Origin of the sequence: Acinetobacter lwoffii (assembly GCF_029024105.1) — a bacterium.
GTDB classification, from domain to species: Bacteria; Pseudomonadota; Gammaproteobacteria; order Pseudomonadales; family Moraxellaceae; genus Acinetobacter; species Acinetobacter lwoffii.
In genome coordinates, this window is the sequence record NZ_CP118963.1 from 316525 (window position 1) to 342677 (window position 26153).

At 45.8% G+C, this 26153-nt stretch carries 24 protein-coding genes and 5 tRNA genes; 15 read left to right on the top strand and 14 right to left on the bottom strand.

The features are described from left to right. The first annotated feature begins 7 nt into the window (after positions 1 to 7). Positions 8 to 628 carry an alpha-ketoglutarate-dependent dioxygenase AlkB family protein gene (locus PYW33_RS01325; RefSeq protein WP_004281082.1) on the top strand — a complete coding sequence of 207 codons (621 nt, stop codon included), beginning with the start codon at positions 8 to 10 and terminating at the stop codon, positions 626 to 628. Positions 629 to 692: 64 nt separating this feature from the next. Here the strand turns inward: PYW33_RS01325 and ruvX are convergent, their stop codons facing one another. The 3 genes from ruvX to recN all read right to left on the bottom strand — a co-directional run bounded on the left by ruvX (position 693) and on the right by recN (position 3459). Continuing rightward, positions 693 to 1136, bottom strand: coding sequence for a Holliday junction resolvase RuvX (ruvX, locus tag PYW33_RS01330; RefSeq protein WP_004281083.1), 444 nt, complete (start codon positions 1134 to 1136; stop codon positions 693 to 695). Continuing rightward, a complete protein-coding gene (locus PYW33_RS01335) occupies positions 1129 to 1683 on the bottom strand; it encodes a YqgE/AlgH family protein (protein WP_004281085.1) in 555 nt (184 codons plus the stop codon). The genes ruvX and PYW33_RS01335 overlap by 8 nt, the downstream gene beginning before the upstream one ends. Positions 1684 to 1797: 114 nt before the next feature. Beyond that, positions 1798 to 3459, bottom strand: coding sequence for a DNA repair protein RecN (recN, locus tag PYW33_RS01340; RefSeq protein ID WP_004644925.1), 1662 nt, complete (start codon positions 3457 to 3459; stop codon positions 1798 to 1800). Positions 3460 to 3901: 442 nt separating this feature from the next. Here recN and ppnP point away from each other — a divergent pair, with 442 nt between their 5' ends. The 3 genes from ppnP (at position 3902) to PYW33_RS01355 (ending at position 6039) form a co-directional block, all read left to right on the top strand. Next, positions 3902 to 4225, top strand: coding sequence for a pyrimidine/purine nucleoside phosphorylase (gene ppnP / locus PYW33_RS01345; RefSeq protein WP_004281089.1), 324 nt, complete (start codon positions 3902 to 3904; stop codon positions 4223 to 4225). 134 nt (positions 4226 to 4359) lie between these two features. After that, positions 4360 to 5109: a 23S rRNA (guanosine(2251)-2'-O)-methyltransferase RlmB gene (gene rlmB, locus PYW33_RS01350; RefSeq protein WP_004281091.1), complete on the top strand. Its 750-nt coding sequence runs from the start codon at positions 4360 to 4362 to the stop codon at positions 5107 to 5109. 6 nt (positions 5110 to 5115) lie between these two features. After that, positions 5116 to 6039 (top strand): DMT family transporter, encoded by a 924-nt coding sequence (locus PYW33_RS01355; protein ID WP_004644926.1) that lies wholly within the window; start codon positions 5116 to 5118, stop codon positions 6037 to 6039. Positions 6040 to 6060: 21 nt separating this feature from the next. Here the strand turns inward: PYW33_RS01355 and coaE are convergent, their stop codons facing one another. Genes coaE through pilB form a run of 4 tightly spaced genes read right to left on the bottom strand, consistent with a single transcriptional unit; the run spans position 6061 to position 10492 of the window. Further along, on the bottom strand, positions 6061 to 6660 hold the full coding sequence (gene coaE / locus PYW33_RS01360) for a dephospho-CoA kinase (protein ID WP_004281093.1): 600 nt from the start codon (positions 6658 to 6660) through the stop codon (positions 6061 to 6063). A gap of 1 nt (position 6661) precedes the next feature. Beyond that, on the bottom strand, positions 6662 to 7522 hold the full coding sequence (locus PYW33_RS01365) for a prepilin peptidase (protein ID WP_004281094.1): 861 nt from the start codon (positions 7520 to 7522) through the stop codon (positions 6662 to 6664). Beyond that, on the bottom strand, positions 7522 to 8751 hold the full coding sequence (locus tag PYW33_RS01370; protein WP_004281096.1) for a type II secretion system F family protein: 1230 nt from the start codon (positions 8749 to 8751) through the stop codon (positions 7522 to 7524). The genes PYW33_RS01365 and PYW33_RS01370 overlap by 1 nt, the downstream gene beginning before the upstream one ends. A gap of 31 nt (positions 8752 to 8782) precedes the next feature. Beyond that, positions 8783 to 10492 (bottom strand): type IV-A pilus assembly ATPase PilB, encoded by a 1710-nt coding sequence (gene pilB, locus PYW33_RS01375; RefSeq protein WP_004644929.1) that lies wholly within the window; start codon positions 10490 to 10492, stop codon positions 8783 to 8785. A 277-nt stretch (positions 10493 to 10769) separates the two neighbouring features. Between pilB and tpiA the strand changes: the two genes are divergently transcribed. From tpiA to PYW33_RS01430, 11 genes are all read left to right on the top strand, one after another. Continuing rightward, positions 10770 to 11561, top strand: a complete 792-nt coding sequence (gene tpiA, locus PYW33_RS01380) for a triose-phosphate isomerase (protein ID WP_004281100.1) — start codon at positions 10770 to 10772, stop codon at positions 11559 to 11561. A gap of 13 nt (positions 11562 to 11574) precedes the next feature. After that, positions 11575 to 11904: a preprotein translocase subunit SecG gene (gene secG / locus PYW33_RS01385; RefSeq protein ID WP_004281101.1), complete on the top strand. Its 330-nt coding sequence runs from the start codon at positions 11575 to 11577 to the stop codon at positions 11902 to 11904. A 53-nt stretch (positions 11905 to 11957) separates the two neighbouring features. After that, positions 11958 to 12042, top strand: a tRNA-Leu gene (locus PYW33_RS01390). Between the two features lie 54 nt (positions 12043 to 12096). Then, positions 12097 to 12173, top strand: a tRNA-Met gene (locus PYW33_RS01395). An 80-nt stretch (positions 12174 to 12253) separates the two neighbouring features. Then, a tRNA-Met gene (locus PYW33_RS01400) sits at positions 12254 to 12330 on the top strand. A gap of 67 nt (positions 12331 to 12397) precedes the next feature. Continuing rightward, positions 12398 to 12474 (top strand) — tRNA-Met (locus PYW33_RS01405). An 88-nt stretch (positions 12475 to 12562) separates the two neighbouring features. Next, positions 12563 to 12639: transfer RNA gene (locus tag PYW33_RS01410), tRNA-Met, on the top strand. Between the two features lie 223 nt (positions 12640 to 12862). Beyond that, positions 12863 to 13387 carry a ribosome maturation factor RimP gene (gene rimP, locus PYW33_RS01415; RefSeq protein WP_004281103.1) on the top strand — a complete coding sequence of 175 codons (525 nt, stop codon included), beginning with the start codon at positions 12863 to 12865 and terminating at the stop codon, positions 13385 to 13387. A gap of 34 nt (positions 13388 to 13421) precedes the next feature. Further along, positions 13422 to 14906 (top strand): transcription termination factor NusA, encoded by a 1485-nt coding sequence (gene nusA / locus PYW33_RS01420; protein WP_004281105.1) that lies wholly within the window; start codon positions 13422 to 13424, stop codon positions 14904 to 14906. Between the two features lie 10 nt (positions 14907 to 14916). Next, positions 14917 to 17625, top strand: a complete 2709-nt coding sequence (gene infB / locus PYW33_RS01425; protein WP_004281106.1) for a translation initiation factor IF-2 — start codon at positions 14917 to 14919, stop codon at positions 17623 to 17625. Next, on the top strand, positions 17625 to 18029 hold the full coding sequence (locus PYW33_RS01430; RefSeq protein WP_004281108.1) for a ribosome-binding factor A: 405 nt from the start codon (positions 17625 to 17627) through the stop codon (positions 18027 to 18029). Before infB ends, PYW33_RS01430 begins: the two co-directional genes overlap by 1 nt. An 87-nt stretch (positions 18030 to 18116) precedes the next feature. On the opposite strand, the gene PYW33_RS01435 is transcribed toward PYW33_RS01430, so the two are convergent. The 7 genes from PYW33_RS01435 to PYW33_RS01465 all read right to left on the bottom strand — a co-directional run bounded on the left by PYW33_RS01435 (position 18117) and on the right by PYW33_RS01465 (position 26152). Continuing rightward, on the bottom strand, positions 18117 to 18518 hold the full coding sequence (locus PYW33_RS01435; RefSeq protein ID WP_004281110.1) for a Na+/H+ antiporter subunit G: 402 nt from the start codon (positions 18516 to 18518) through the stop codon (positions 18117 to 18119). Between the two features lie 10 nt (positions 18519 to 18528). Beyond that, entirely contained in the window at positions 18529 to 18804 is a 276-nt protein-coding gene (locus PYW33_RS01440) for a monovalent cation/H+ antiporter subunit F (protein WP_004281111.1), read from the bottom strand. Next, positions 18801 to 19319: a Na+/H+ antiporter subunit E gene (locus PYW33_RS01445; protein ID WP_004281112.1), complete on the bottom strand. Its 519-nt coding sequence runs from the start codon at positions 19317 to 19319 to the stop codon at positions 18801 to 18803. The genes PYW33_RS01440 and PYW33_RS01445 overlap by 4 nt, the downstream gene beginning before the upstream one ends. Next, positions 19319 to 21127, bottom strand: a complete 1809-nt coding sequence (locus PYW33_RS01450; RefSeq protein ID WP_004281113.1) for a monovalent cation/H+ antiporter subunit D — start codon at positions 21125 to 21127, stop codon at positions 19319 to 19321. Before PYW33_RS01450 ends, PYW33_RS01445 begins: the two co-directional genes overlap by 1 nt. Further along, the gene (locus tag PYW33_RS01455) at positions 21127 to 21492 is read right to left on the bottom strand and encodes a Na+/H+ antiporter subunit C (protein ID WP_004281114.1); all 366 of its coding nucleotides are present in this window, start codon (positions 21490 to 21492) and stop codon (positions 21127 to 21129) included. The genes PYW33_RS01450 and PYW33_RS01455 overlap by 1 nt, the downstream gene beginning before the upstream one ends. 4 nt (positions 21493 to 21496) lie before the next feature. Next, entirely contained in the window at positions 21497 to 24334 is a 2838-nt protein-coding gene (locus PYW33_RS01460) for a monovalent cation/H+ antiporter subunit A (protein WP_004281115.1), read from the bottom strand. 435 nt (positions 24335 to 24769) lie between these two features. Then, positions 24770 to 26152, bottom strand: a complete 1383-nt coding sequence (locus PYW33_RS01465) for an ATP-binding protein (protein WP_004644930.1) — start codon at positions 26150 to 26152, stop codon at positions 24770 to 24772. Position 26153 lies beyond the last annotated feature (1 nt).

The window sequence follows — 26153 nt, forward strand, 5'->3', positions numbered from 1 at the left end:
AATTGATATGACTCTCGATTTATTTGCACCCCAGCCGCAAGCCAATGTATTACCTTTTGATGGGGTAGTGGAGGATTATGGCCTGATTTTGGATCAGGAACAAAGCCAGCAGTATCTACAGCATTTTCTCAGTCAGCTGGCCTGGCAACATGATGAAGTGCATTTATTTGGCAAGCACCATGTCACAGGTCGCCAGGTGGTCTGGTATGGCGATGAACATTATCAGTATCGTTATTCTGGTACGCTCAAACAAGCTCAGGTATGGACACCCGGATTATTCCGTTTAAAGCAGCATATTGAAATTCTGGTCGGTCATCCCTTTAATTCCTGTCTGGCCAATTTGTATGAAGATGGTTCCCAAGGCTTGGGCTGGCATAGTGATGATGAGCCGGCGTTATATACAGGTACCTCTCGGGAAAATGTCATCGCTTCTCTAAGTCTGGGAGCTACCCGTAAAATGAGCTTTAAGCATAAAATTCACAGCGATAAAGTCGATGTGCTGTTACACAGTGGACAACTGATTGTGATGCGTGGCGCGACGCAGCAGCACTGGAAGCACAGTATCAGCAAAACCAGCAAAGTTTTAACACCGAGAATTAATCTGACTTTTCGTTATTTTTATCCTTAAGAAGCATTTTGGAGTGTAAAAAAGCACCCTAAAGGATGCTGATTTAAAAAAATTTAAAAACAGATTAAGGCGTGATTCCGGCAGGATGGCGATACCAGCTTTCAATCAACAAGGCAGCCGCAATACTGTCCGCAGAGAGTTTCTTGCCTCGACCTTGAGCTTGGTAATGATCCAGTTCATCGCGTGCTTCACGGGTGGTCAAACGTTCATCCACCATCCAGGTTTCAATATTGGTCTGATGACGTAAACGGCGGGCAAATTTTCGCGCCCGTGTCGACAGCTCCGATTCACTATCATCCATATTCAATGGTAAGCCGACCAGAAATAAATTGGGTTGATGGCTTTTCACGATTTTGAGTAGTTCATCCCAGTTGGGAATACCATCTTTCATGGGAAATAAGGGTAGGGGATTGGCACTAGCAATCAGGGATTGTCCGACCGACATTCCCATTTTTTGTGTACCAAAATCAAACGCCATAATGGTTTGTGGCGCGTTTACATCAGGCATGTCCAATCTCGGAAGATAACCAGTTGCGGTCTACCCCCATTTTTTTATAGGCAGCGTCCCAACGGTCGTTATAAGGTAAATTAAAAATCAGATCCATATCGGAATCACAAATCAGCCAGTCACCACGAGCAATTTCCTGTTCCAGCTGGTGTTTGCCCCAGCTGGCATAGCCAAGTGCAATCTGATAGCGACCAACGCCTTCATTATGCGCAATGGCATCCAGAATATCTTTCGATGTGGTAATACAGACATTCTCGCCTACGGCAATAGACGAATGCCAGGTCGGCTGACCGGTATGCAGGACAAAGCCGGCCTCAGGGCGTAATGGACCACCTTGCAATACTTCATGCGGATTGACATTGTCTGCTTCAATATCAAGATCATTCAGCAATTCTTTAATTTGAATGCCGGCAGGTCGATTGATAATGATGCCTTGCGCACCATCTTCATCATGCCGTGCGAGATAAATGACCGTCTGGGCAAAAAAATCATCATTCGCATGCGGCGGTGCAATCAGACAACGATGTGTCAGAAACTGTTTGGTCACCTGAGCAGTTCTCCTTAAAATTAATTTCTTCGCAGAGAAATCCTATGATCCTAATAGCTACGTTACTAGAGCTTCTTGGATTCACCAAATTTTATTTGTCCAGATTGTAAATATTTAAGCCTGCTGAAATTTCAGCTGACGTAACTGACGGGCATGTTGCAAGGTGGTTTCACTAATCTCTACACCACCTGTCATTCTTGCAAGCTCCTGAATTATTTCATTTTCTTCAAGATTGATAATCGTGCTGCTGGCAGGATCAGTCTGCTGTTTTTTCACCAGTAGGTGCTGATCAGATTGTGCTGCAACCTGCGCCTGATGGGTAATACACAGAATCTGTACATGTTGGGCCAGATCGGCCAGTAAACGCCCGACAATCTCTGCGGTACCACCACTGATCCCGACATCAATTTCATCAAAGACCAGCACTTCCGCTTCGGTTTTTTCCGCATTCATGACTTGCATCACCAACGCAATACGCGAAAGCTCACCACCTGATGCAACCCGGGCCAAAGGCTGTGCCGGAATGCCTTTATTGGCAGTAAAAAGTAGCTGGATAAAGCTCAGGCCTTCGCTAGATGGATGTTCCAGAGGCTCAAACTTAAACTCAAAACGTGCTTCAGGCAGTGCCAGCTGTTTGACCTGCTCAGTGAGCTGCTTGGCCAAAGGTGCTGCGGCTTCACGGCGAATCTGATCCAGATGTTGGGCTTTATCCAGAAATTCCTGATAAGACACTGCTACCTGTTCAGCCAGTGTTTCCGGATCTTCCAGTTGATGTAACTGTTCCAGTTCACTTTGCCAGGCTTCATATTCTTCTTTCAGTAATTCTGGCTGGGTACGATATTTACGTGCCAGACGATGGAAGATTTCTAAAGTTGAATTCAGTACTTCCATGCGTTCAGGATCAAAACTCTGCCGATCCATAAACTGGCGTAAATTCGCTGCTGCATCTTCAAGTTCGCTTTGAGCATTCAGTAGGGAAGTATAAATCCCGGAAAGCTGTTCACTGCGTCCGGCATGCGACTCAACCCGACGCATAATTGATGCCAGTTCCTGAGTGATATTCTGTTCAGCTTCATCCAGCACATTCAGGCTATAGACACAGTCCTGCATAATGGCTTCATGATGCGAGAGCCGATCAAATTCCTGTTCAATTTCAGGATAATCCGTCTGAACAATTTCTTCCAGTTCTTCGAGTTGCAGCTCAAGGGTTTCCAGACGCTGCTTGCGTGTCGCTTGTGCATCCAAAGCTGCCTGATGCTGGCGAATATTTTTTTGCCAAGTGCTATACGCATCACGTACTGCTTGAGCCGGCGCATAAAAATGATAATAACGATCCAGCCAGTGCTTCGGATAAGGCGGTTCCAGAAGTTGCTGCTGACTATGCTGGCTATAGAGTTGTACCAGTAAACGCCCAATTTCTTTCAGTTCAGACAGGCTGCTCGGACGTCCATTGATCCAGGCCTTGCTGCGGCCGGTAGCAAAAATCACCCGGCGTAAATGAATTTCACCTGATTCGTCATCCAGCTCATGTTCTTTTAACCATGCGGCTTCAGGACTGTGTTCCTGATAGCTGAAACTGGCAGTGACATCGGCTTTTTCTGAGCCATAACGTACATAATTGGTATCGGTTCGCTCACCCAAACAGGCAGACAATGCATCCAGTAAGAGGGATTTACCTGCACCGGTTTCACCGGTTAAAACGTTAAAACCTTTATCAATATCAATAGCAAGATGTTCAGCTAAAGCAAAATTGATCAGAGTTAAATGTGTCAGCATAAACGCATCCGGGCTGCGAAAAGTTTGATTGAAATAGCCTGATGTCGGATTGGGGTCGCAACATGGCTGTGATTATTATAAATCAGGACGAATCAATTTCATTCTATCTTAAATTTTAGCGATTTATATATGCTTATTTCACTGTATTTTCGCAAGAAGCTGACTCAGAAGTCCGTTAATGCACTGCTGATTTTCATATTTTTGACATCCCCAATCTTTAAATTAAAGACTCAATTGAGCCTGTTTTTAAAAGAGCGCGTGCAGATCGAAACTTAAGTTTATCTATCAGCAAAATACAGGCCAAAACATGCTGTAAATAGAAGGGGTTCAGGTGATACAGAATATTTGATCGACGCCGACAAACTTCGATTGATTAGTTGAGGGTGCACATTTAAACTACAGCAATCAAAATATTACAAAATGCTTTATCTGGAGAAATCGCATGTCAGCTCAGTTTGATCATGTATCTGTACTTAAAAAATCTAATGTATATTTCGGCGGGTTGTGTATTAGCCACATTGTACAATTTGAAGACGGGACCAAAAAAACTTTGGGTGTCATTCTGCCATCAGAAAATGCCTTGACCTTTGAAACACATGTTCCTGAGCGTATGGAAATTGTTTCAGGTGAATGCCGTGTTCAGATTGGCGATAGCGAAGAAAGTGAGCTGTTCCGTGCGGGGCAGTCTTTCTATGTGCCGGGCAATAGCCGTTTTAAAATCGAAACCGATGATGTGCTGGACTATGTCTGCCATTTTGAAGGTTAAGTCCAGATTCAAGATCAGTGTAAACCGGGCAAGAAATTTCAGTGCGAATCGGTTAAACTAATCAGCTATAGAAATCCTGTGAAGTCAGCTTTACGGGATTTTTCTTTTGTATATAACTAATCTAGAGGTCGTTCATGGCAAAACCTGAATATTTTTATGGCGTACATTCAGTGGAGTCATTGTTAGAGCTTGAGCCTGAACGTGTCTTGACATTATTCACTCTCAAAGGACGCGATGATCAGCGTTTAAAGCGTGTACTGGAACTGGCTGAACCGTTTGGGATCAGTGTGCAGCAAGCCAGCCGTGACAAACTGGAGAAACTGGCCGGGCAACCGTTTCATCAGGGGGTCGTAGCCGCAGTTCGTGCTCATCCAACCCTGAATGAAAAAGATCTTGAATCCTTGTTGAGTGCGAATCCTCAAGCGTTGTTATTGGCCCTCGATCATATTACCGATCCGCATAATCTCGGTGCCTGTATCCGTACAGCCGCTGCAATGGGCGTTGAGGCAGTGATTGCGCCACGTGATCGTTCTGCAACGTTAACCCCGACTGCACGTAAAGTGGCTGCAGGTGGTGCGGACAAAGTCAAATTCATTCAGGTCACCAATCTGGCGCGTACTTTGGGTCAAATCAAAGAAGATTTTAATGTTCGTGTTGTCGGAACTATGCTGGATGAAAAAGCGCTGCCGATTCAAAATTTTGATTTTACCGGTACTGGCGTCTGTATCGTGATGGGTGCGGAAGATACTGGCCTACGTCCAATTACGCAAAGCCAATGTGATCAGACCGTGTATATTCCGATGGCAGGTAATCTGCAAAGTCTGAATGTCAGTGTGGCTACAGGCATGGCGCTGTATGAAGCCTGCCGTCAACGTAACCTTTAATTGATGATGGCATTGTCAGACCGTACCCAAGGCTATGTTTTTTTAGTTGTTACCATGTGCATCTGGGGCGGTTTTACTTTAACAGCCCGCCTGAATGCGCTGTGGCAGATCAGTGCTTGGGATATTGTGGCCTTGCGTTTTTCTTTGGCCTTCCTGATTCTGATGCCGATCTTGCTTTATCGTAAAGAGGCCGCTTTTTTACTGAAAAAAGAGCCTTTTATTTTAGCTATGATTGGCGGGGTGATTTATTGCCTGTTTGCCTATAGTGCTTTTCACTACGCACCTACCGCCCATGCTGCAATTTTCTTGAATGGCTGTATTCCGATCTGTACCGCGATCATGGCTTTTTTTCTGATGGGGCAGGCTTTTGATAAACATACCTGGGCCAGCCTGATCATTATGATCGTCGTACTATGTCTCATGAGTATGCTGATGTATCGGGAAACTGGTGTAGCCTTTGGGGCAGGGGACGGGCTGTTTTTTATCAGTGCCATACTTTGGGCGATTTTTACTGTTTTATTGCGTAAATATCAGCTAACTGCATGGCAGGCAATGTGTGGTGTCGCGATCTGGTCGGCAGTGATATATGTGCCGATTTATCTGCTATTTTTACCGAAAAATTTGAGTGTGCCTGAACCCAAGCATTTACTGTTTCAGACCATTTTTCACGGCATATTTGTGGTGATTATTGCTACTTTAAGCTATGTAGAAGCCATCAAGCGTCTTGGTGCATTTAAGGCAGGCAGTATTACCAATCTTGCACCTTTTATTGCGGCAATTCTGGCTGTACCTTTATTAAATGAAACTTTAAGTCTGGCCATGGTGTGTGGCCTGATGGGTATGGCCGTCGGGGCCTTACAGCCGTGGCGCTGGTTACAGCATCAGGACAGTCTGAGCCGAAAATTAGCAGAACAAAAAAAGCAGTCTTAATCAGACTGCTTTTTTTATGCTTCAGCTGGCTGCCATGTTTAAATATTTTTGATGTAATGGTCTGAGATGAGCATAGAGATGATCCAGATGACCATCATTTAGGACAATATCATCGGCCATGGTCTGCTTTTGTTCGCGGGACATTTGGGCGGCAATGATATTGCGAATTTGTTCGATATTCTGGCCATCACGTTGTGAGGCCCGCTCAATTTGCAGTTCGATGGTGGCATCAATCAGTAAGGTATGCTGAGTGAGTTCGTGCTGATTGGTTTCAAATAAAAGTGGTGAAACCAGAATGGCATAGGGACTTTGCGCAGCATGTAGTTGCTGGATAATGGAAGTGCGAATTGCCGGATGGGTAATACTTTCCAGGGTCTTGCGTGCTTCAGGAGACTGGAAGATATATTCACGCAAGGCACGACGATTCAGTGAGCCATCGGCAAGCAGTACCCAATCGCCAAAAGCCTGCTGGATCTGGGTAAGTGCAGGCTGCCCAATTTCGACCACTTCACGCGCTACCACATCGGCATCGACTACCGTGATCCCTTGTGCTTCAAACCACTGACTGGCAGCAGACTTGCCACTGCCAATCCCGCCGGTTAATCCGAGTATAAATTTCACTTTATTGACCTAAATACACTTTCATAATCTGCTCGCCCCACAAAAAAGCAATCCAGCCGGCAATCGCGATATAGGGACCAAAGGCAAAAGGCTGATTTTCCTTGCGGACTTTCAGTAGGATAATCCCGATAATCGCACCAACCAGAGAAGACAGCAGCACAATTAAAGGCAGTAATAAAGGCCCCATCCAGGCACCCAGGGCGGCAAGCAATTTAAAATCGCCATAGCCCATACCTTCCTTGCCGGTAACGATTTTAAATGCATAATACACCACCCACAGACACAGGAAACCAATAATATAGCCCCAGATGGCAGCACCGGGTAAGGTATAAAGTGCATAACTATTTACCCCCAAACCTAGCGCGGCCAAGGGTAAAGTATAACGGTCAGGCAATAACTGGGTGTCAAAATCAATAAAAGTGAGTGCGATCAGCACATAAGTCAGGATCAGGCCAAACAGCATTTGTAGGGTAGGGCCAAATACTGCTACGACAAGGAGTGCACAAACTGCCGTCAGAATTTCAACCAAAGGATAACGGATGCTGATCGGATTCTGGCAGTTGCTACATTTTCCGCGCAGGACCAGCCAGCTAATGACGGGAATATTCTGGTACCAGCGGATTGGCTGATGACACTTGGGGCAAGCTGAAGCGGGTTTGCTTAAACTTAACTTAGTTTCATCAATCACCGGCTGTTCCGGATGCAGGAACATCTGGCAATCAGTACGCCATTCCTGTTCCATCATCTTGGGAGTGCGGTAAATCACGACATTCAGAAAGCTGCCGATACATAAACTAAAAAGCCCAACTGCGATATACAACGCCGTTGGGTTTTGAATAAAATATTGAAGAAAATCGTGCATTAAACCACAGAACCCATTTGGAAAATTGGAAGGTACATGGCAATCACCAGACCACCGACAAGCACACCGAGAACAGCCATAATGAGCGGTTCCATCATCGAGGTTAAGCCGTCAACTGCATTGTCGACTTCATTTTCATAATGTGTGGCTACTTTGTCTAGCATGGCATCTAGTGCACCAGATTCTTCACCAATCGCGACCATTTGTACTGCCATGGATGGGAATTTGTTGGTCACGCGCATGGCAAACTGTAGTTGTTGACCTGTGGCGACATCTTCACGGATTTTCATCACGGCATCTTCATACACGACGTTATTGGTAGCGCCGGCAGTGGATTCCAGTGCATCAATCAAGGGAACACCAGCTGCGAAAGTCGTGGCCAAAGTGCGGCTATAACGTGCAATAATCGCTTTATACACCAGGTCACCAAAAATCGGGGCTTTGAGTGCGGCCTTATCCAGAAAATCGCGGAATTTCTTGCTGCGTTTTTTCGCTTCAAGAAAAGCGGTAATCACGGCCCCAATGGCGATAATCAGCAGGAACCAATACTTTTGCATCCATTCCGACATATTGACCACCATTTTGGTAAAAGCCGGTAAGTCCGCACCAAATGAAGAGAATAAATCCTGGAAAACCGGGACCACTTTGACCATCAGAATGATGGTAACAATTAGGGCGACTACAACCACCGCAGCAGGATATTTCATGGCTTTTTTGATTTTTTGCTTGAGTAGTTCGCTTTTTTCTTTGTAAATCGCAACGCGATCTAGCATGGTTTCTAAAGCACCAGATTGTTCACCAGATTCGACCAGTGAACAGAATAGGTTGTCGAAATATTGTGGATATTTGCGCAGTGCTCCGGCAAAAGTATTACCGCCTTCAACCTCACCTTTAATTCCTAGTACAACTTCACGCATCGCCGGATTTTCCAGACCTTCTGCGACAATTTCAAAGCCTTGTACCAGTGGTACCCCGGCTTTCATCATGGTCGCCAACTGTCGGGTAAAAATTGTAATATCCAGTGTTGAGACTTTTTTCTTCATCAAGCCTTCAAGGATATTTTTTTTCTTTTCCCGAATGGTCTTGATGCTGATGCCTTGTTTCCGAAGGGTGACCTTGGCCAGAGCCATATTTTTTGCTGGCAATTCCCCCTTGATCTTTGCCCCTTTACGATCAATTCCTTCATAGCTGAAGATCGGCATCATCTGGCCTTTCTTTACTGCTGCCATACCTTTATCCTTATTTTAGATCAGCGCCCGATCATTCGCTGGTGACACGATTGACTTCCTGTAAAGAAGTCACCCCCTGCATCACCTTGATTAAACCTGACCGGCGTAAATTGTTAAAACCTGCACGTGCGGAAGCATCTGCAATTTCAAGTGCATTGCCGTCCTCCATAATAATTCTGGAAATTTCGGGTGTTACTTTCATAACTTCATAAATACCTACACGACCCTTATAGCCTTCACGACATTCATTGCAGCCCACCGGTTCATAAATTTGGAACTCAGGTTGCTGCAAGTCGGTTTCGGTAAAGCCCATCTCCAGTAAGCTTTGTTGCGGAATATCTGCAGGTTTCTTGCATTGTGAACACAAACGACGCGCCAACCGTTGTGCAATGACCAGGTTTACTGAAGTGGCAATATTGAAAGAGGGCACCCCCATGTTTCGTAAACGGGTCAAGGTCTCAGGCGCACTATTGGTATGCAAGGTCGACATCACCATATGACCGGTCTGCGCCGCTTTAATCGCAATCTCGGCAGTTTCCAGATCCCGGATCTCACCGACCATTACGATGTCCGGGTCTTGACGTAAGAAGGACTTCAGTGCGGCAGAGAAGGTAAGACCAACTTTATTGTTGACGTTGACTTGATTAATGCCTTGTAAGTTAATCTCGACCGGATCTTCCGCTGTCGAAATATTGGTATCTTCACGATTGAGGATATTCAGACCGGTATACAGTGAAACGGTTTTACCGGAACCTGTTGGACCAGTGATCAGGAGCATGCCTTGCGGTTTGTCCAGCGCTTGCATAAAAAGGTCTTTTTGTTCCGGTTCATAACCTAGTGCATCAATTCCCAACATCGCGCTGGAGGGATCCAGAATTCGCAGTACCAGCTTCTCACCAAACAGGGTAGGGAGAGAGTTGACACGGAAATCAATGGCTTTATTTTTAGAAAGTTTTAATTTAATACGACCATCTTGCGGTACCCGTTTTTCAGAAATGTCCATTTGCGACATGACTTTAAGACGCGAAGACAAGCGATTTGCCAGCTGTAGTGGTGGTGTTGCAATCTGGCGTAATACCCCATCTACCCGGTAACGTACCCGATAGATTTTTTCATAAGGTTCAAAATGTAAGTCTGAAGCCCCCATACGGATCGCATCAATTAGTAATTTATTAATATATTTGACAATCGGTGCTTCTTCACCCTTGTTACTGTCATCCTCTTCTTTATTCGGATCAGCAGATTCGACATCAACATCCAGATCAAAGTCTTCATCGAATTCAAAGGTACTTTCTTCGGTAAAATTCTGCTCGATCAGTTTTTCAAGTTTATTGTGTTCAACAATAATGGTTTCAATATTGAGTTTGGTGGAAAAGCGGACTGCATCAATCGCTTCGATATTGGTCGGGTTACTGGTCGCAACATATAAAATACTGGAATTTCTAAAAATCGGCAGAATGCGATGCTTGGTAATCAGCTTTTCATCAATCGCATCCCGAAGAATTTGAGCAGGATCATAGGCACTGATATCAAACAGCGGTTCGCCAAATTCGACTGAAATCGTTTCAGCAATGACGGTTGGAAAAAGTTGCTGCTGGTTAATTAACTCAGCCACAATATCGATTTTTTCTTGTTTGGCATGCGCTAATGCACTGCGCATATCTTCAGCCGAGATGACGCCTTCCTCGACCAAACGACGAATAAATCCGGTAAATCTTGGCGACCCCTGTAATGCTGTCATGCTATAAATGCCTACTCATCAAATTCTTTTAATTGCTATACTAAAATTATACGTTTGTTACGTAAAAATACCATAGCCAAGAGTGCTGCTAGCTTCCTCATCTCCAGTAAAAGCATGAACTGGTTGGAAGAAGTCCCCATTTTTTTAAGTGATAACAAAAAATAACCATTTTGGATAGTCTAAACTGAGAAGGAGTGATAAGAAAACTATTCTTTTAATTTTCCAATTCCGTGTAGAATGTGCCCAATTCAAAATATGTAAATGAAATAGGTTAATTATGTCGGTTTCGACGATTACCCCTTGGGTGATAGGTAACTGGAAAATGAATCCGGTGCAGGCAGATGCATTGAGCTTGGTGCGTGGTATTAAGAATTTGCTGGAAACTGCGCCAATTGCCGAAGATCAATGTCATTTAGGTGTGGCACCGATTGCCATTGCCTTAAGCCAGATTCAGGCAGAGCTGTCATCTGCGGTTCGTCCGATTTATACCGTAGCACAAGATGTTTCACGTATTTCTGGAACAGGTCCCTACACTGGTGAAGTCAGTGCTGAATTGTTGGCCGATAGTCAAATTCACTATGTACTAGTGGGTCATTCTGAACGCCGTGAAATATTTGCGGAAAATGCTGATATTTTAAATGCGAAAATCAAGAATGCCTTAAGTGCCGGTTTGACCGTGATTTATTGCGTTGGTGAAAGCCTGGAACAACGTGAAGCAGGGCAGGCAGAAGCTGTAGTGCTACAACAGATTTGTGATATTGCTGCTGTGGTTGAAGCTGAGCAATGGAAAAATATCGTGATTGCCTATGAACCGATCTGGGCAATTGGAACTGGTAAAACTGCTTCTCCTGAAGATGCACAGGCCATGCATGCACAAATCCGTCAAGGTTTAAGCCAGATCACTGGTTATGGCGCGACGATGGCGATTTTATATGGTGGTAGTGTCAAGCCGGAAAATGCAGTAGAGTTAGCAGCCTGCCCAGATATCAACGGGGCATTGGTCGGTGGTGCATCACTCAATGCTGAGTCGTTCCATAAAATTGCTCATGCATTTGCAAATACACAATAATTAGGAGTTCAGCATGCAAACTTTTGTGCTGGTAGTACATATTATCTTAGCTGTTTTGATGATTGTCTTGATTTTGGTTCAGCATGGTAAAGGTGCAGATGCTGGTGCCTCTTTCGGTGGCGGTGGTGCAGCGACAGTATTCGGAGCATCGGGTTCGGGTAATTTCATGACCCGTTTGACTGCAATTTTTACTGCACTGTTTTTCGTAACCAGTCTGACTTTGGCGATTTTAGCCAAGCAACAAACCTCGAATGCCTATAGTTTGGGATCGGTTCAGTCTGCGCCGACCACACCTGTACAATCGAATGAAACTTCACCAACTGCACCAGAAACGACCGAATAGTTTTAATTAATCCTTTCTTTTTTTCAGTGATACGACTAGAATGCGTCACAGCTGCGGTGGTGGTGGAATTGGTAGACACGCTACCTTGAGGTGGTAGTGCTTTCGGGCGTGGGGGTTCAAGTCCCCCCTTCCGCACCAACTTATAATCCAGAAATTTAAGTTGGTGTATGCAGCTGAAAAAACTTCTGTTGATGCGGGATGGAGCAGTCTGGTAGCTCGTCGGGCTCATAACCCGAAGGTCGTTGGTTCAAATCCAGCTCCCGCTACCAATCAATCCTTTTTAAAGGCGCAAACTTTCAAGAGGCAGCTTAAACAGGTTTTAAGTTGAGAAAATTAATTTGCATGTTGTTGCGGGATGGAGCAGTCTGGTAGCTCGTCGGGCTCATAACCCGAAGGTCGTTGGTTCAAATCCAGCTCCCGCTACCAATCTTTTAAAGATGCAAACTTTAAAAGCAGTTTAAGTTTTTTAAACTGAATGTTATTTGTACGCTGATGCGGGATGGAGCAGTCTGGTAGCTCGTCGGGCTCATAACCCGAAGGTCGTTGGTTCAAATCCAGCTCCCGCTACCACTTTTTCAGCGACAGATGACAAATATGCAGAATGATGTGGTTTTGATTGAAAAGTTCTCATCTTTTGTATATAATTTTTGCACGTTGATGCGGGATGGAGCAGTCTGGTAGCTCGTCGGGCTCATAACCCGAAGGTCGTTGGTTCAAATCCAGCTCCCGCTACCAAGTTTCTAAAAAGAGGCTCACAACAAGGTGGGCCTTTTTGCACAGTGGGATTTGAAAAAATCTTAAATTGTGCATTAATTGGGGCGATTTACGCCCTTTTTTATTGGCTATCGTGTAGTGTCGACATTATTTGGTCAAATCTCCATGTTTCACTACTACTATAGTTTGTATTGGTTTGTAGTGGTCAAATAGATCATAAAATCGCACCAGATGACGAGAGTAAATGAAGCTATCAAATAAAACTCAAGCACTTCAGGACTTGATTGCACCAGCAGTTGAAGCCTGTAATGTAAACCTTTGGGGGATTGAATTCCTGCCACAGGGTAAATGTTCGTTATTACGTATCTACATCGACAAGCCAGTCGATGAGAGCGTTGCACCAGCAATCAATGAAGATGGTGAAGAAGAGCAGGGGCGTGGTATTGGCGTTCAGGATTGTGTGCGTGTCACGCAGCAAGTGGGTGCAATGCTGGATGTTCATGATCCGATCTCGGGTGAATATTCACTTGAAGTATCTTCGCCAGGCTGGGACCGTCCATTCTTCCAGCTCGAGCAGATGTCAGGCTATATCGGTCATACCGTAGCACTACGTTTGATCAGTGCGGTAGATAACCGTCGTAAATTCCAGGCCAAACTGGTTGCTGTCGATCTTGAAAATGAAATGATTCAGGTTGAAGTAGAAAAGCAACAGGTATTGGAGATCGACAGTCACAATATCGATAAAGCAAATTTGGTCTTCCAAGATTAATTTAATAAATAAAAATTTAACGAATAGGTGACGTATGGCACGTGAAATTCTGACCGTCGTTGAAACGGTTAGTAACGAAAAAGGTGTACCTCGTGAAGCGATCTTTGAAGCGCTTGAGCAAGCTTTAGTTGCTGCGACAAAGAAAAAATTCTACGAAGGAACACATTCGGAAGAAGCACGTTTACGTGTGGAAATCGATCGTAAAACAGGTGACTATCGTACTTTCCGTCAGTGGGAAGTGGTTGCAGACGAAGACCATGAAATGCCAGCTTGTCAGGATGCCATCTCTGATGTTGATCCGGCAAAATGGTCGATTGGCGACATTCGTGAGCTTGAAGTTGAATCGATTGACTTCGGTCGTATTGCAGCGCAAATTGCCAAGCAAGTGATCGTACAGAAGATCCGTGAAGCAGAACGTGCACTCGTAGCCGATGCTTACGAATCTAAAGTCGGCGAGCTGATCTACGGTGAAGTGAAAAAACAAACCAAAGACGGCTTTATCATTGACCTAGGTGACAATGCTGAAGCGTATCTTGCTCGCGAAGAAATGATTCCGAAAGAAATCCTTCGTCCGAAGCAACGCGTGAATGCGATTCTATTCAATGTCAACCGTGAAGGTCGTGGTGCGCAGTTACAACTGTCACGTGCTAAACCGGATATGCTGATTGCATTGATGAAGAAAGAAATCCCTGAGATTTCTGAAGAAATTATTGAAATTAAAGCGGCGGCTCGCCAACCAGGCGTTCGTGCTAAAATTGCAGTGAAAACCAATGACCACCGTATTGACCCGGTGGGTGCTTGTATTGGTATGCGTGGTACCCGTATTCAAGCTGTACAGCAAGAGCTCAATGGCGAGCGTATTGATGTGGTAGTTTGGTCGGATGATCCTGCGCAATATATCGCAAGTGCATTGGAACCAGCAGATGTATCGAGTATTGTCATCGATGAAGATGCACGTACTGCAGATATCATTTTCGCAACCAGCGATCAGTTGGCACGTGCGATTGGTTCACAAGGTCAGAACGTTCGTCTGGCATCTGAATTGACTGGCTACAAGCTGGACATGATGCTGGAAGAGGAATACTACGCCCGTCAACAAAACGAAGCGCAACAATATTTAGACATGTTTGTTACCCGTCTGGATATCGCGGAAGATTTGGCGATGGCATTGGTAGAAATGGGCTTCACCTCGCTTGAAGAAATTGCTTATGTTCCTGCAGAAACGTTTGATGAAATCGAACTGGATGCGGAACTGGTTGAACTACTGCAAAGCCGTGCGAAAGAAATTGCACTTGCTGATGCATTACAACAGCAAGAGAACATACAAGCGCCAAGTGAAGAACTTGTTGCAATGGAAGGCATGACAGTAGAGATCGCGCAAGCGCTAGCAGCTCGTGGTGTGGTAACAGTGGATGATTTAGCAGATCAGGCGACTGACGATATCGAAGATATTGAAGGTTTGGGTGCTGAGAAAGCAGGTCAACTCATTATGAAAGCGCGCGAATCATGGTTTAACTAGGAGGTAGTATATGACGGACAAGTCGATTAAAGAGTTAGCCCTCAATGTGGGTAGTCCAGTTGAGAAGCTCCTAGAGCAGGTTCGTGAGGCAGGTTTACCACAGCGTAAAGCTGACGATATTATTACCACCGAACAACAAGATAGCTTGATGAGCCATGTGAAAAAGTCACAGGGTTCAGAAAGCCAAGCAGGGCAAATCACGTTGAAACGTAAAACGACTAGTACGGCTAAAGTAGCCAGTACTTCAGGTAAGGCGAAAACGATTAATGTAGAAGTTCGCAAGAAGCATACATTTGTTAAGCCGGATCCAGAGCAGATCAAAGCAGAAGCATTGGCGAAAGCCAAGGCTGAGCAACAGGCCAAAGCTGCGCCTGAGCAGAATACAGCACAAGCTGCTTCTGCTGAAGCTCCAAAAACTGGCGTAAATAACGCGAATAAAGCTCTAGAAGCGATGCGTGCTGCTGCAAAGCAAACCAGCGACAAGCAAGAAGTTTCTAAAGCTGCAGTTGTGGTAAAACGCAAATCAACCAACAAGCCGATTGTGAAGCAAGTTGTTAAACCAACTGAAACCGCTGAACAGAAAAAGGCACGTGAAGCAGAAGCAGCAAAATTAAAAGCTGTTGAAGAAGCAGCACGTCGTAAAGCGGCTGAAGAAGCGCAGCAACGTACGCTTGAACAAATGCGTCAAATGGCGTCTAAGTACACCGCGGAAGATACTGCTGCAACGATTCGTGTTGTTGATGATTCTCCTCTGGCTGCCGGTCTTGTTGGTCAGGCATATGAAGACTCATTTGCGAAAGAAGACCGCGAAATCAAACGTGGTACGAATACGCCGAGCGCGCGTGCACCGAAAAAAGGTGGTCGTCGTGGTCAGGAAGAGCAAAGCTTCAGCAAACAGCCTAAGCGCGGTTTAAAAACCAGTCAAGGCAACAAGCACGGCTTCGAAAAACCTGTGAAAAAACAGGTTTACGATGTTGAAATCGGTGAAACGATTGTCGTTGCTGACTTAGCTGCGAAAATGGCAGTTAAGGTTCGTGAAGTGATTAAATCACTCATGAAAATGGGTGAATTGGTTACTCAGAACCAGGCGATTGATCAAGAAATTGCTGCACTTGTTGTGGAAGAAATGGGCCATAATCCGGTACTGGTTTCTGATACACAAGCTGAAGATAACTTGCTTGAAGCAGCTGAAGAAGCACGTGGTGCGCAATCTACGCGTGCGCCTGTTGTTACCATTATGGGTCACGTTGACCATGGTAAAACATCGCTGCTTGACCGTATTCGTCGTGCAAAAGTGGCTGCTGGCGAAGCGGGCGGTATCACACAGCATATCGGTGCTTACCATGTAACTACTGATAAAGGTATGATTACATTCCTTGATACTCCGGGACACGCAGCATTTACTGCAATGCGTTCACGTGGTGCGAAAGCAACAGATATCGTGGTTCTGGTTGTTGCAGCAGATGATGGTGTAATGCCACAAACTGCAGAAGCAATTGACCATGCACGTGCTGCAGGTACACCAATCATTGTTGCAATCAACAAGATGGATAAAGAATCTGCTGATCCAGATCGCGTATTGAATGAATTGACTGTGAAAGAAATCGTGCCAGAACAATGGGGTGGTGACGTTCCAGTGGCAATGGTTTCTGCACATACTGGTCAAGGCATTGATGAACTTCTTGATATTATTTCGATTCAAGCTGAACTTCTAGAGCTTAAGGCATCTGAAGAAGGTGCTGCACAAGGTGTCGTAATTGAAGCACGCGTAGATAACAGCCGTGGTGCAGTAACATCTATTCTGGTTCAAAACGGTACATTGAAAGTAGGTGATCTTGTTCTTGCCGGTTCATCTTATGGTCGCGTTCGTGCGATGACGGATGAAAATGGTCAGCGTATCAAATCTGCAGGTCCTTCGATTCCAGTGGAAATTCTGGGTCTTCCAGAAGCGCCAATGGCAGGTGACGAAGTTCTTGTGGTCAGCGATGAGAAGAAAGCACGTGAAGTTGCCGATGCGCGTATGGATCGTGAACGTCAAAAACGTCTTGAGCGTCAATCTGCAATGCGTCTTGAAAACATCATGGCGTCTATGGGCAAGAAAGATGTGCCTATCGTAAATGTTGTGTTGAAAACTGACGTACGCGGTACCTTGGAAGCCTTGCATGTAGCACTTGCTGAGCTTGCGACTGATGAAGTTAAAGTACGTATCATCGGTTCTGGTGTAGGTGCGATCACTGAGTCTGACGTGACACTGGCTGAATCTTCAGAAGCAGTTCTACTCGGCTTTAACGTACGTGCGGACAACGCTGCGCGTCAAAAAGCAGATGCAGACAGTATCGACATTCGTTACTACTCAATCATCTATCAATTGATTGATGATGTGAAAGCAGCAATGAGCGGTAAGCTTGCACCAGAACATCGTGAAACGATTCTGGGTGTTGCACAAGTACGTGAAGTATTCCACTCAAGTAAGTTTGGTGCGGCTGCGGGCTGTATGGTACTTGAAGGCGTATTGCATCGTAACAAACCGATTCGCGTATTACGTGATGATGTGGTTGTGTTCCAGGGCGAGCTTGAATCTCTTCGTCGCTACAAAGAAGTGGTTGAAGAAGTTCGTGCCGGTATGGAATGTGGTCTTGCGGTGAAAGGCTATAAAGACATCAAAGCACTTGATAAGATCGAAGTGTACGATGTTCAACTGATTAAACGGAGTCTTTAATGGCGGGTAGTCAACGTCTGAAGCGTATGGCGGATACAGTACAACGCGAGTTGTCAGAACTGATCCGTCAGGAGCTGAAAGATCCACGCTTAGGTGGTCTCGTGACCATCTCTGCGGTGAAGGTGAGCCCAGACCTGGGATATGCGGAAGTTTATGTCACTGTGATGGGACGTGAACTTGGCGATGAGCAAAGCCAAGAAGCCAATAAAGAAACTTTGGATGTGTTGAACAAAGCATCTGGTTTCTTGCGCCATGAGCTGAGTCGTCGTATCAAAACCCGTATTACGCCTCGTCTACGTTTCCATTATGATAAGACCAATGCATATGGTAACTATATGTTTGGTCTGATCGCTGAAGCAGTGAAGGACTTACCTGAAGCTGAAGCAAAAAAAGATGATGAATAAGTCTTAGGACTAAAAAAGCTACCTTCGGGTGGCTTTTTTTATCTCTAGATTTTTTTAGATTTAAAAGAACTTGAATTGCTTGCTCAATTAATCGAAATCATCATTACGATTGATTTTCTTTTCATAAAAGGTACGACGGCGTGAGCGCTGCCAAGGCAGAGGGCGTTCCAGCGTTTCCGGAACCTCGCCACTCAAAGAGCGTAAACGCAAATGTAATGCAGCCTGTGCCATCAGATTGGCAGATACCGGTGCGGTAATGAAGGCGAACAGGGTGATGAGCACTTCAGCAAAACCGAAACGGCCATATATGGCCGAGAACAGAATTGAGGCCATCAAAAAGCTGCCCAGGCCCAAAGTACTGGATTTGGTCGGGGCGTGCAGACGCATAAACAGATCGGGCAGACGGACCATACCGATCCCGCCGACCAACATAAAGAAAGCACCAATCAATAAAAAAATCGACACCAGTATTTCTAAAATTAAGGACATTTAAAAACTCCTAGTCGATCACATGGCCAGTGGTGAAATAACGTGCCAAGGCTGTAGTCGAAACAAAGCCAAGCATCGCAACCAGTAAGGCCCCTTCAAACAGGAAGCTGCTACTCCAGTAAATCCCTAAAATGACAATCAGACAGGTGGCATTCAGGAACAGGGTGTCGAGTGCCAACAGACGATCCACGATAGAAGGGCCAGTGATGAGTCGGATCAGGCAGAGTAACATCGAGACAGTGATAGCACCTAGGCAAATCATTAATGCATAAGGCAGAATAGTCATGCTTTTTCTCCTGTCTGTGCGCTGAAAATTTCAATCAGAGGCTGTTCGTAGCGCTGTTTGATTGTTTCGATTTCTGCTGCTTCATCCTCTGTGCTTAAGGCATGAACCAGAATATCACCACGATCCTGATCAATGCCTGCAGATACTGTACCGGGCGTTGTGGTAATGATCATTGCCAGCAAGGCATTGACTTCCTCATGCTCGGTTTCCAAAGGCACGCGAAACCATTTTGGATGCAGGTTCTTGGTTGGACCAAGTACCAGTTTTGCGACTTTAATATTGGCTACTACAATATCCCAAACCACGACAAAGAAAAGGCGCACGGCAGGAGCCCACTGGATATTCGGGGTATAGTCAATAAAAGGTGCAACCATTTTCGGAATGACAATCGCCAGAACCAGCGCGAAAAGCAATGTTCCAGCTTCCAGATTATGTGCCAGTAGAATCCAGCTTAGCCCAACGATCACAGAAACTAGCGGATGCGGGAACCAACGTTGCAGGAATGATACAGCCATTAAGGTCCCTCCACCGGTTTAAGTTGATTATCATCATATCTGTTTTGTTCAACATACTGCTGATCAATCTGGCGTTGCTTGAATTCAGAAATATTTTCACCTTCCAGAGTGGCTTCCGAAATCGTATAAGGAACCAGATGTGCATTCGGATCGACTGTCTCACCACCGTACTTGGTTTCAGGTAAATAGCTTGGATCAAAAGGTTGCACACTAATAAACTGGCCTTCTGCATCGCGTTTTAACAAGGCAGCTTCATAAACCGGATTATTTTTAATCTGTTCCGCAGTCTGATAATTATATTGATAGATCGGTCCGGCAAACACCACATAGGCAGTCAGGCCAGCAAGCAATAGATAGATTACACGATCATTACGTGCCGGTGCCTTACTTGGTAAAGCTTCATATTTGTGAAAATCTTCAGAATTAAGGTCATCCTCAGGTCTGGTCGAACGCCAGAACAGCACGAAACCAACCCTGGTAAAGGCCAGAATACTGAGGAAGCTTACCAATAAAATGGTCAGGATAATAATCATCTGATAGTCTGAATTGGCAGAAGCCTGCAAAATAAAGACTTTACCGAAGAAACCACTAAACGGTGGCAGGCCTGCCATCATCAAGGCAATGATGAAATAGACAATCGAAACCAGCTTGTTCTGTTTCATCAGTGGCGCGATTTTAAAATGATCCTTAAATTCGCCGCGCTGTGAGGTAATCCAGCCTGACAGGATATAAAAGGCTGCGCCAATCAGGGTACTGTGCACCATATAATACAATGCACCGGCCCAGGCTGCAGTCGTATTCATACCGATTGCTACCAGAATTGTTCCGACTGAAGACAGCACCATAAAGCCGATAAAACGGCGCAGACGTTCTGTGCCGATTGCACAAATCACGCCATAAACCGACGTAATCAGACCAATCACCAGCAGGCAATTCATCAGAATCTGGTGGCTGTATTCATCATCAAAAACAGTTCCATTAATCCGTAAAATTGCATACACCCCGACTTTGGTCATAATGGTAAAGAGTGCTGCCACAGGTGTGGTGGCTACGGCATAGGTTTTGGGTAACCAGAAGCCGAGCGGTAACATCGCTGCTTTAATTCCAAACACGACAAACAGCATTAATCCACCAGCAACCGCCAGCTTGTGCTGATCTTCAGCGAGGGTAGGCATCAAGCGGGCCACATCTGCCATATTCAGACTGCCGACACTGCCATAAATCATCCCGAGTCCAATCAGGAACAGGGCAGAAGCAAACAGGTTGATGGTGACGTAATGGATTCCCAGCTGGAAACGGGCCTTGCCTTGTCCATGTAGCAGTAGTACATAGGATGCCATCAACAATATTTCAAAAAACACGAACAGGTTAAACAGGTCACCGGTCAGGAAGGCACCGGTCAAACCCATGAGCAGGAAATGCACCATGGCATGGAAATAACGCCCACGCATATCCCATTCTTTACTGGCATACCAGAGCACCGGCACTGCAAGGGCATAGGTCAAAACCAGCATCATCGCAGAGAGCTGATCGAGAACCAGTACAATACCAAAAGGTGCGACCCATTCGCCCAGCGTATAAACATTGATCTGACCCTGACTACTGTCTACTAAATAGCTGACAGCAATGATCAGGCCCAAGATACTCGAGACATAGCTGATACCCCGACGCCAGGGCTGACGCCAGTCCGTCGCCAGAGAGCCTGAACCCGGGTTGCCTAAAAGAACCAGGACAAAAGCGGTAAAGGCCGGTAAAAGAATACTGAAAATAGGGGTATGTTGATTCCAGAAATTGAGAAGATCAGTCATTAAGGCTCATCCTCGCGCGGGTCAAGATTTGGTATTTCTTCTTTGGAGTCAACGTGGTCTGTTCCTGATTCGTAGCGGCTACGCAATGCCAGTTGGACAATAAAGGCAGTGGTGGCAAAGCCAATCACGATGGCTGTCAGCACCAGTGCCTGAGGAAGGGGATCGGTCACTTTCGAGGCTTCAGTCAATACTGCAGGCGAATTCATCTGAATTCGGCCCATGGCAAATAAAAACAGGTTGACTGCATAACCAATCATGGCGAGACCCAACACCACCGGGAAGGTACGGGCACGCAGGATCAGATAAATGCCTGTGGCTGTCAGCAGGCCAATCGCAGAGGCTAATAAAAATTCTAAACTGATCATTCTATTATCCTCTTGGTACGGGGCCAGTCATGCTTGAGTGACGTGAATCGCCCAAGACCGAAATCATCAGCATGGTCGCACCGACAACAGTGACATAGACGCCGACATCAAACAGTGCAGCCGAAGCCAGATGCATTTCTCCAATGATGGGCGGAGAGACATAAATATGTGCACTGGTCAGGAATGGACGTGACCAGAACCAGGCCGCGATTCCGGTCAACCCTGCAATCGTTAAGCCGATCCCGATCCAGATTTCATACAGGCGACCGGATTTGGCGCCAAGCAACTGTTCGGTTTTGTCCTGTCCCACTGCAATATATTGAATAATAAGTGCCAGTGAAGTCACTAGTCCGGCAATAAAACCACCGCCCGGCAGGTTATGGCCACGCAAAAAGATATACAGGCTGACCACCAGCGCGACCGGCAAAATCCAGGATGCGGTAATACGCAACATCAGCGGGGATGGGTTAAAACGATAGGTCAGGCCCTGAGTCATGGTGGTACCATGCGCACGCATGCCATCCATCAGGCTCAGAACACCAATCGCCGCAATGCCGAGTACAGTAATTTCGCCGAAGGTATCGAAACCACGGAAATCGACCAGAATCACATTCACCACATTGGTGCCGCCGCCCAGAGGAATGGACTGTTGCAGGAAGAACCATGAAATGGAATTGTGATCACGGGTCATGATCAGCCAGGCAATTGCCGCAATCCCGAGACCGCCGCCCAAGGCAATAATGGCATCACGCCAGCGACGGGTCGGACTCGATTCATACGGTGTTAACTGAGGCAGTAAAGATAAACTCATCAGGAGCAGAACCGTGGTGACCACATCGACCGTAATCTGGGTCAATGCCAGATCGGGCGCTGAGAAGCCGATAAAGACCATGGTGACGACCAGGCCGACTGCACCGCTAATGAGTACCGCTTTAATCCGCTCATGATGGAACCACAACAGCATCCAGCAGGAAGAGAACAGCAGTAACCACAGGATAATCGCCAGGGCAGGAGCATGGGTCAGCTCGCGCGTACCTGTACCCACCGCATTGCTGAGTAATGGGAGCCCCACCAGCCCGACGGTAAAAATTACAATCCACAATAAATAGCTTTGTAATTTGCCATTTTCAGTGGAACGGCGGAAACGACGTGAATTCAGCAGCAAATTTTTCAAAAATAGATCGAACAGCACCCGGCCCTGTAAGCGACCCAGTTTTGGATCCAAGTCGATTTCACGTAAGACGCCACCTTTGGCGAGAGAAAAGTAAAAGATTGTTCCGCCGAGCAGAGAAATCACACTCATCAGAAGGGGCAGGTTGAAACCATGCCAAAGCGCCAGATGAGTGCCTTCAAAGGCAAAATTCTGGGTGGTGGCTTGAGTAGTGCTGTTGACAATTTTTTCCACCAGAAGAGCCGGTAATAGACCGACTAAAATACATAAAATTGCTAACAAAGTGGCCGGTGCGCGCATACCAAAGGCAGGTTCATGTGCATCTTTATTCGGGACCTGCTTGCCTAGCGGACCATCGAAAAAGACTCCATGCACCAGTCGAATGGAATAAGCCACCGCAAAAATCCCGGCCAGTGTCGCGACAATAGCAGAGCCGACCATAAGTGGACCACTTAAACTGGCGACCAGTTCGGTAAAGAACATTTCCTTAGACAGGAAACCATTGGTCAACGGTACACCCGCCATGGATGCTGCCGTGATCATGGTCAGCGTGGCGGTAAATGGCAGTAATTGCCATAGGCCAGACAGTTTACGTAAGTCACGAGTCCCGGATTCATGATCGATGATGCCGGCAATCATAAACAGTGCCGCTTTAAAGGTGGCATGGTTAATAATATGGAAAATCGCTGCTGCAACAGCCAATGGTGAACCAATCCCGAGCAGACACATGATCAGACCTAAATGGCTGATGGTGGAATAGGCGAGCAAGCCTTTCAGGTCTTCCTTAAAAATGGCAAAGAAGGCGGCCATGCACAGGGTAAACAGACCAACAAAGGTCACAATATTATGAAACAGTGCAGCACCGGCAAAGATCGGGAGCAAACGTGCGACCAGGAATAAACCGGCTTTGACCATGGTGGCCGAGTGCAAATAGGCAGAGACCGGTGTCGGTGCAGCCATGGCATTGGGCAACCAGAAGTGAAACGGGAACTGCGCACTTTTGGTAAAGGCGCCGAGTAAAATCAGCAACAAGGTTGGAACAAATAAATGATGCGACTGAATCTGTTCAGTCATCATCAGGATTTGGTCAAGCTGATAAGTGCCGGTGATTTGACCGAGCAGGACAAAACCGCCCAGCATCGCCAGACCACCCATTCCGGTAATGGTCAGAGCCATACGCGAACCACGTTGCGCCGCTTCGTAATTGCTCCAGTAACCTACCAGCAAGAAGGATGAAATACTGGTCAGTTCCCAGAAAACCAATAAGATAATCAGGTTATTCGACAATGAAATTCCGAGCATCGCCGCCATAAACAGCATCAGCAGGAGATACAGTTTGCTCAGTGAATTTTTTGGATTGAGATAATAATAGGCATAAATATAAATCAGGGTGCCAATTCCGCTGATCAGCAAGGCAAACAGCAATCCCAGAGAATCCAGGCGAAAACTGAAATCAATGCCGAGCTGGGGCAGCCAGGACCAGGTCTGGGTCATCACTGCACCATCAAAGATGGCAGGCGCCTGACTCAATAATAATAAGAAACTGCTGAGGCTGACACCAATTGCCCCTAAAGCCGTTACCCCGCGCGAAAATTGCTTCAGCCACGAGACAAGGGTTGTGCCTAATACTAACGGTAACAATATAATAATCGGCAGCACACTCGTATCCATTGTCATGATTTAGGTTTTGACCAACCTAAGGTGAATCTTTATCTTTCAAGGACTACAGGACCACAAGGAGCGACCCAAACTTCTCAACCTTGAAAGCCAAAAGAATATTCAAAAAGAATATAAAACAGTTGTATTGCGCAACTTATAAACGATAGCAAATTCCGATTTTACAATGAAATTCGCAAATAAAACCGATCATATTACAGGATAACAACAACATCAACGTTTTTATATAGAACTTATAAATTATACGCCGGCTCGGTTTTAACAGGCGCTGCATGCTTAAACAGATCATCTAGAAGTGACCGAAAATTAAGATTAAATTGCAGGCATTGATTGTAAATTTGACTCAAAACAGTTCAATCCTAGCAAAACAGAATGCTGGAAAGGCTTCCTTGTTTACTCAAACAGTCGCTCTTATTTTTTTGAATCTGTTTAGAGCGACTGAGGTAGCGTCGGATGATGCTCCTGAGCAAGTAAAGCGAGCAATTCTTGTTGCTGTTCCGGATTGAGCTGTTCCCGGATCATTTGCAATACTGCAAGCAGTGTGACGGGTTCGGTGACCGTTTCCAATAAAGTATCTTCGGAAGATAGGTCTTTATTTCGCTGCAATTCCAGCTCTGCGTAGATCTGATCAAACTGGGTTTTCATACTTTCAAGATGAATGGGGTGCAGCTGTTTATTTTCCAGTTTCAGACATTGAAAGCCTTGCGCCTGTTCTAGTAATTCAGGCCGGTTGCCGGTTGCAATAATCTGCAAGTTAGGAAAAGCCTGATGCAGGCGTGACAGGATTACTGCTGCCATCTCCTGATCCAGTTGATGATCAATCGCATCAATCAGTAAAACACCTGTACCTTCCTGACATGGAAATAAACTATTGGGATTCAATAGACAAAGACGCCGCACAATATCACCCACCAGCGCAATCCAGTTGCGGATACTGTTGGGCAGTTGCTGGAAGCTAAAGGTCTGTTGCTGATAGGTTACCATCAGTTGCAGCTTGGGCTGGTATTTTAAATAAATCTGGCTGACTTCTGGCAGGATCAGTGACAACGCCTGTTTTAAAGCGGCGAGATTTGGTGCATGCAGATGTGCCTGGGCTTTCTCGATCTGCCGGGCCAGTTCATCTCCGCGAATATCCTCTGGCTGCTGTAAGGCACGCGCCAAAATCTGATCCATAAGCTTAGCACTTTGCGCATTTTCAATATCACTGATTTCACGAAACCATTCAAAAAAACGGGCAAAGGTGGTGAAAGGAATCGCAGTGATTTCATAAGCATGTGCGGACTGGAGAATGGCCGGGTTATTTTTGTTGAGCAGATTGACTTCATTGGTAAAACGTTCAGCAGGATAATAGGCAATCAGGGGCAAGCCGAGCAGGGGATCGTGCAAGCGGGCTTTCTGATACAAGCTGAGCACACTTTCAAGCTGTGAGGTTTCTGCTTTGCTAAAACCCAGCCCCTGACTGTTTAAAGTCTTGTAGATTTGCCATGAACAGCTTTGTAGGTTCGCAGGCTCAGACTGACTGGATTCTGGCAAGCTGCCCATCTCTTCAGGAAAACCAATCTGGATATCGATTTTGGATTGCAGCCGGTTTTGCATGATGTCCTGATCTTGCATCACCAGACCCGCAGCACGGCTATCACGATAACGGGCTGCAAACCAGGTCAATGCCTGATAGCTAAAACGTAAAAGCGTAGTTTTGCCAGTTCCCTGATTGCCCAGAATCAAGGTAACCGGGCATTGCGGATAATTAAACTGAAGCTGAATGTCGAAAAAATGCAGGGTATGTTTCAGTTGAAGCGCTTGGATGTGCATA

Bases quoted from the DNA above. Each gene is read 5' to 3' on its own strand.
- PYW33_RS01460 (WP_004281115.1), bottom strand. From the start codon at position 24,334: ATGGATACGAGTGTGCTGCCGATTATTATATTGTTACCGTTAGTATTA.
- PYW33_RS01435 (WP_004281110.1), bottom strand. From the start codon at position 18,518: ATGTCCTTAATTTTAGAAATACTGGTGTCGATTTTTTTATTGATTGGT.
- ruvX (WP_004281083.1), bottom strand. From the start codon at position 1,136: ATGCCTGATGTAAACGCGCCACAAACCATTATGGCGTTTGATTTTGGT.
- secG (WP_004281101.1), top strand. From the start codon at position 11,575: ATGCAAACTTTTGTGCTGGTAGTACATATTATCTTAGCTGTTTTGATG.
- recN (WP_004644925.1), bottom strand. From the start codon at position 3,459: ATGCTGACACATTTAACTCTGATCAATTTTGCTTTAGCTGAACATCTT.
- PYW33_RS01365 (WP_004281094.1), bottom strand. From the start codon at position 7,522: ATGCACGATTTTCTTCAATATTTTATTCAAAACCCAACGGCGTTGTAT.
- PYW33_RS01450 (WP_004281113.1), bottom strand. From the start codon at position 21,127: ATGACTGATCTTCTCAATTTCTGGAATCAACATACCCCTATTTTCAGT.
- nusA (WP_004281105.1), top strand. From the start codon at position 13,422: ATGGCACGTGAAATTCTGACCGTCGTTGAAACGGTTAGTAACGAAAAA.
- PYW33_RS01325 (WP_004281082.1), top strand. From the start codon at position 8: ATGACTCTCGATTTATTTGCACCCCAGCCGCAAGCCAATGTATTACCT.
- rlmB (WP_004281091.1), top strand. From the start codon at position 4,360: ATGGCAAAACCTGAATATTTTTATGGCGTACATTCAGTGGAGTCATTG.
- PYW33_RS01440 (WP_004281111.1), bottom strand. From the start codon at position 18,804: ATGACTATTCTGCCTTATGCATTAATGATTTGCCTAGGTGCTATCACT.
- infB (WP_004281106.1), top strand. From the start codon at position 14,917: ATGACGGACAAGTCGATTAAAGAGTTAGCCCTCAATGTGGGTAGTCCA.
- tpiA (WP_004281100.1), top strand. From the start codon at position 10,770: ATGTCGGTTTCGACGATTACCCCTTGGGTGATAGGTAACTGGAAAATG.
- rimP (WP_004281103.1), top strand. From the start codon at position 12,863: ATGAAGCTATCAAATAAAACTCAAGCACTTCAGGACTTGATTGCACCA.
- PYW33_RS01455 (WP_004281114.1), bottom strand. From the start codon at position 21,492: ATGATCAGTTTAGAATTTTTATTAGCCTCTGCGATTGGCCTGCTGACA.
- pilB (WP_004644929.1), bottom strand. From the start codon at position 10,492: ATGACAGCATTACAGGGGTCGCCAAGATTTACCGGATTTATTCGTCGT.
- ppnP (WP_004281089.1), top strand. From the start codon at position 3,902: ATGTCAGCTCAGTTTGATCATGTATCTGTACTTAAAAAATCTAATGTA.
- PYW33_RS01445 (WP_004281112.1), bottom strand. From the start codon at position 19,319: ATGGCTGTATCATTCCTGCAACGTTGGTTCCCGCATCCGCTAGTTTCT.
- PYW33_RS01355 (WP_004644926.1), top strand. From the start codon at position 5,116: ATGGCATTGTCAGACCGTACCCAAGGCTATGTTTTTTTAGTTGTTACC.
- PYW33_RS01465 (WP_004644930.1), bottom strand. From the start codon at position 26,152: ATGCACATCCAAGCGCTTCAACTGAAACATACCCTGCATTTTTTCGAC.
- PYW33_RS01370 (WP_004281096.1), bottom strand. From the start codon at position 8,751: ATGGCAGCAGTAAAGAAAGGCCAGATGATGCCGATCTTCAGCTATGAA.
- PYW33_RS01430 (WP_004281108.1), top strand. From the start codon at position 17,625: ATGGCGGGTAGTCAACGTCTGAAGCGTATGGCGGATACAGTACAACGC.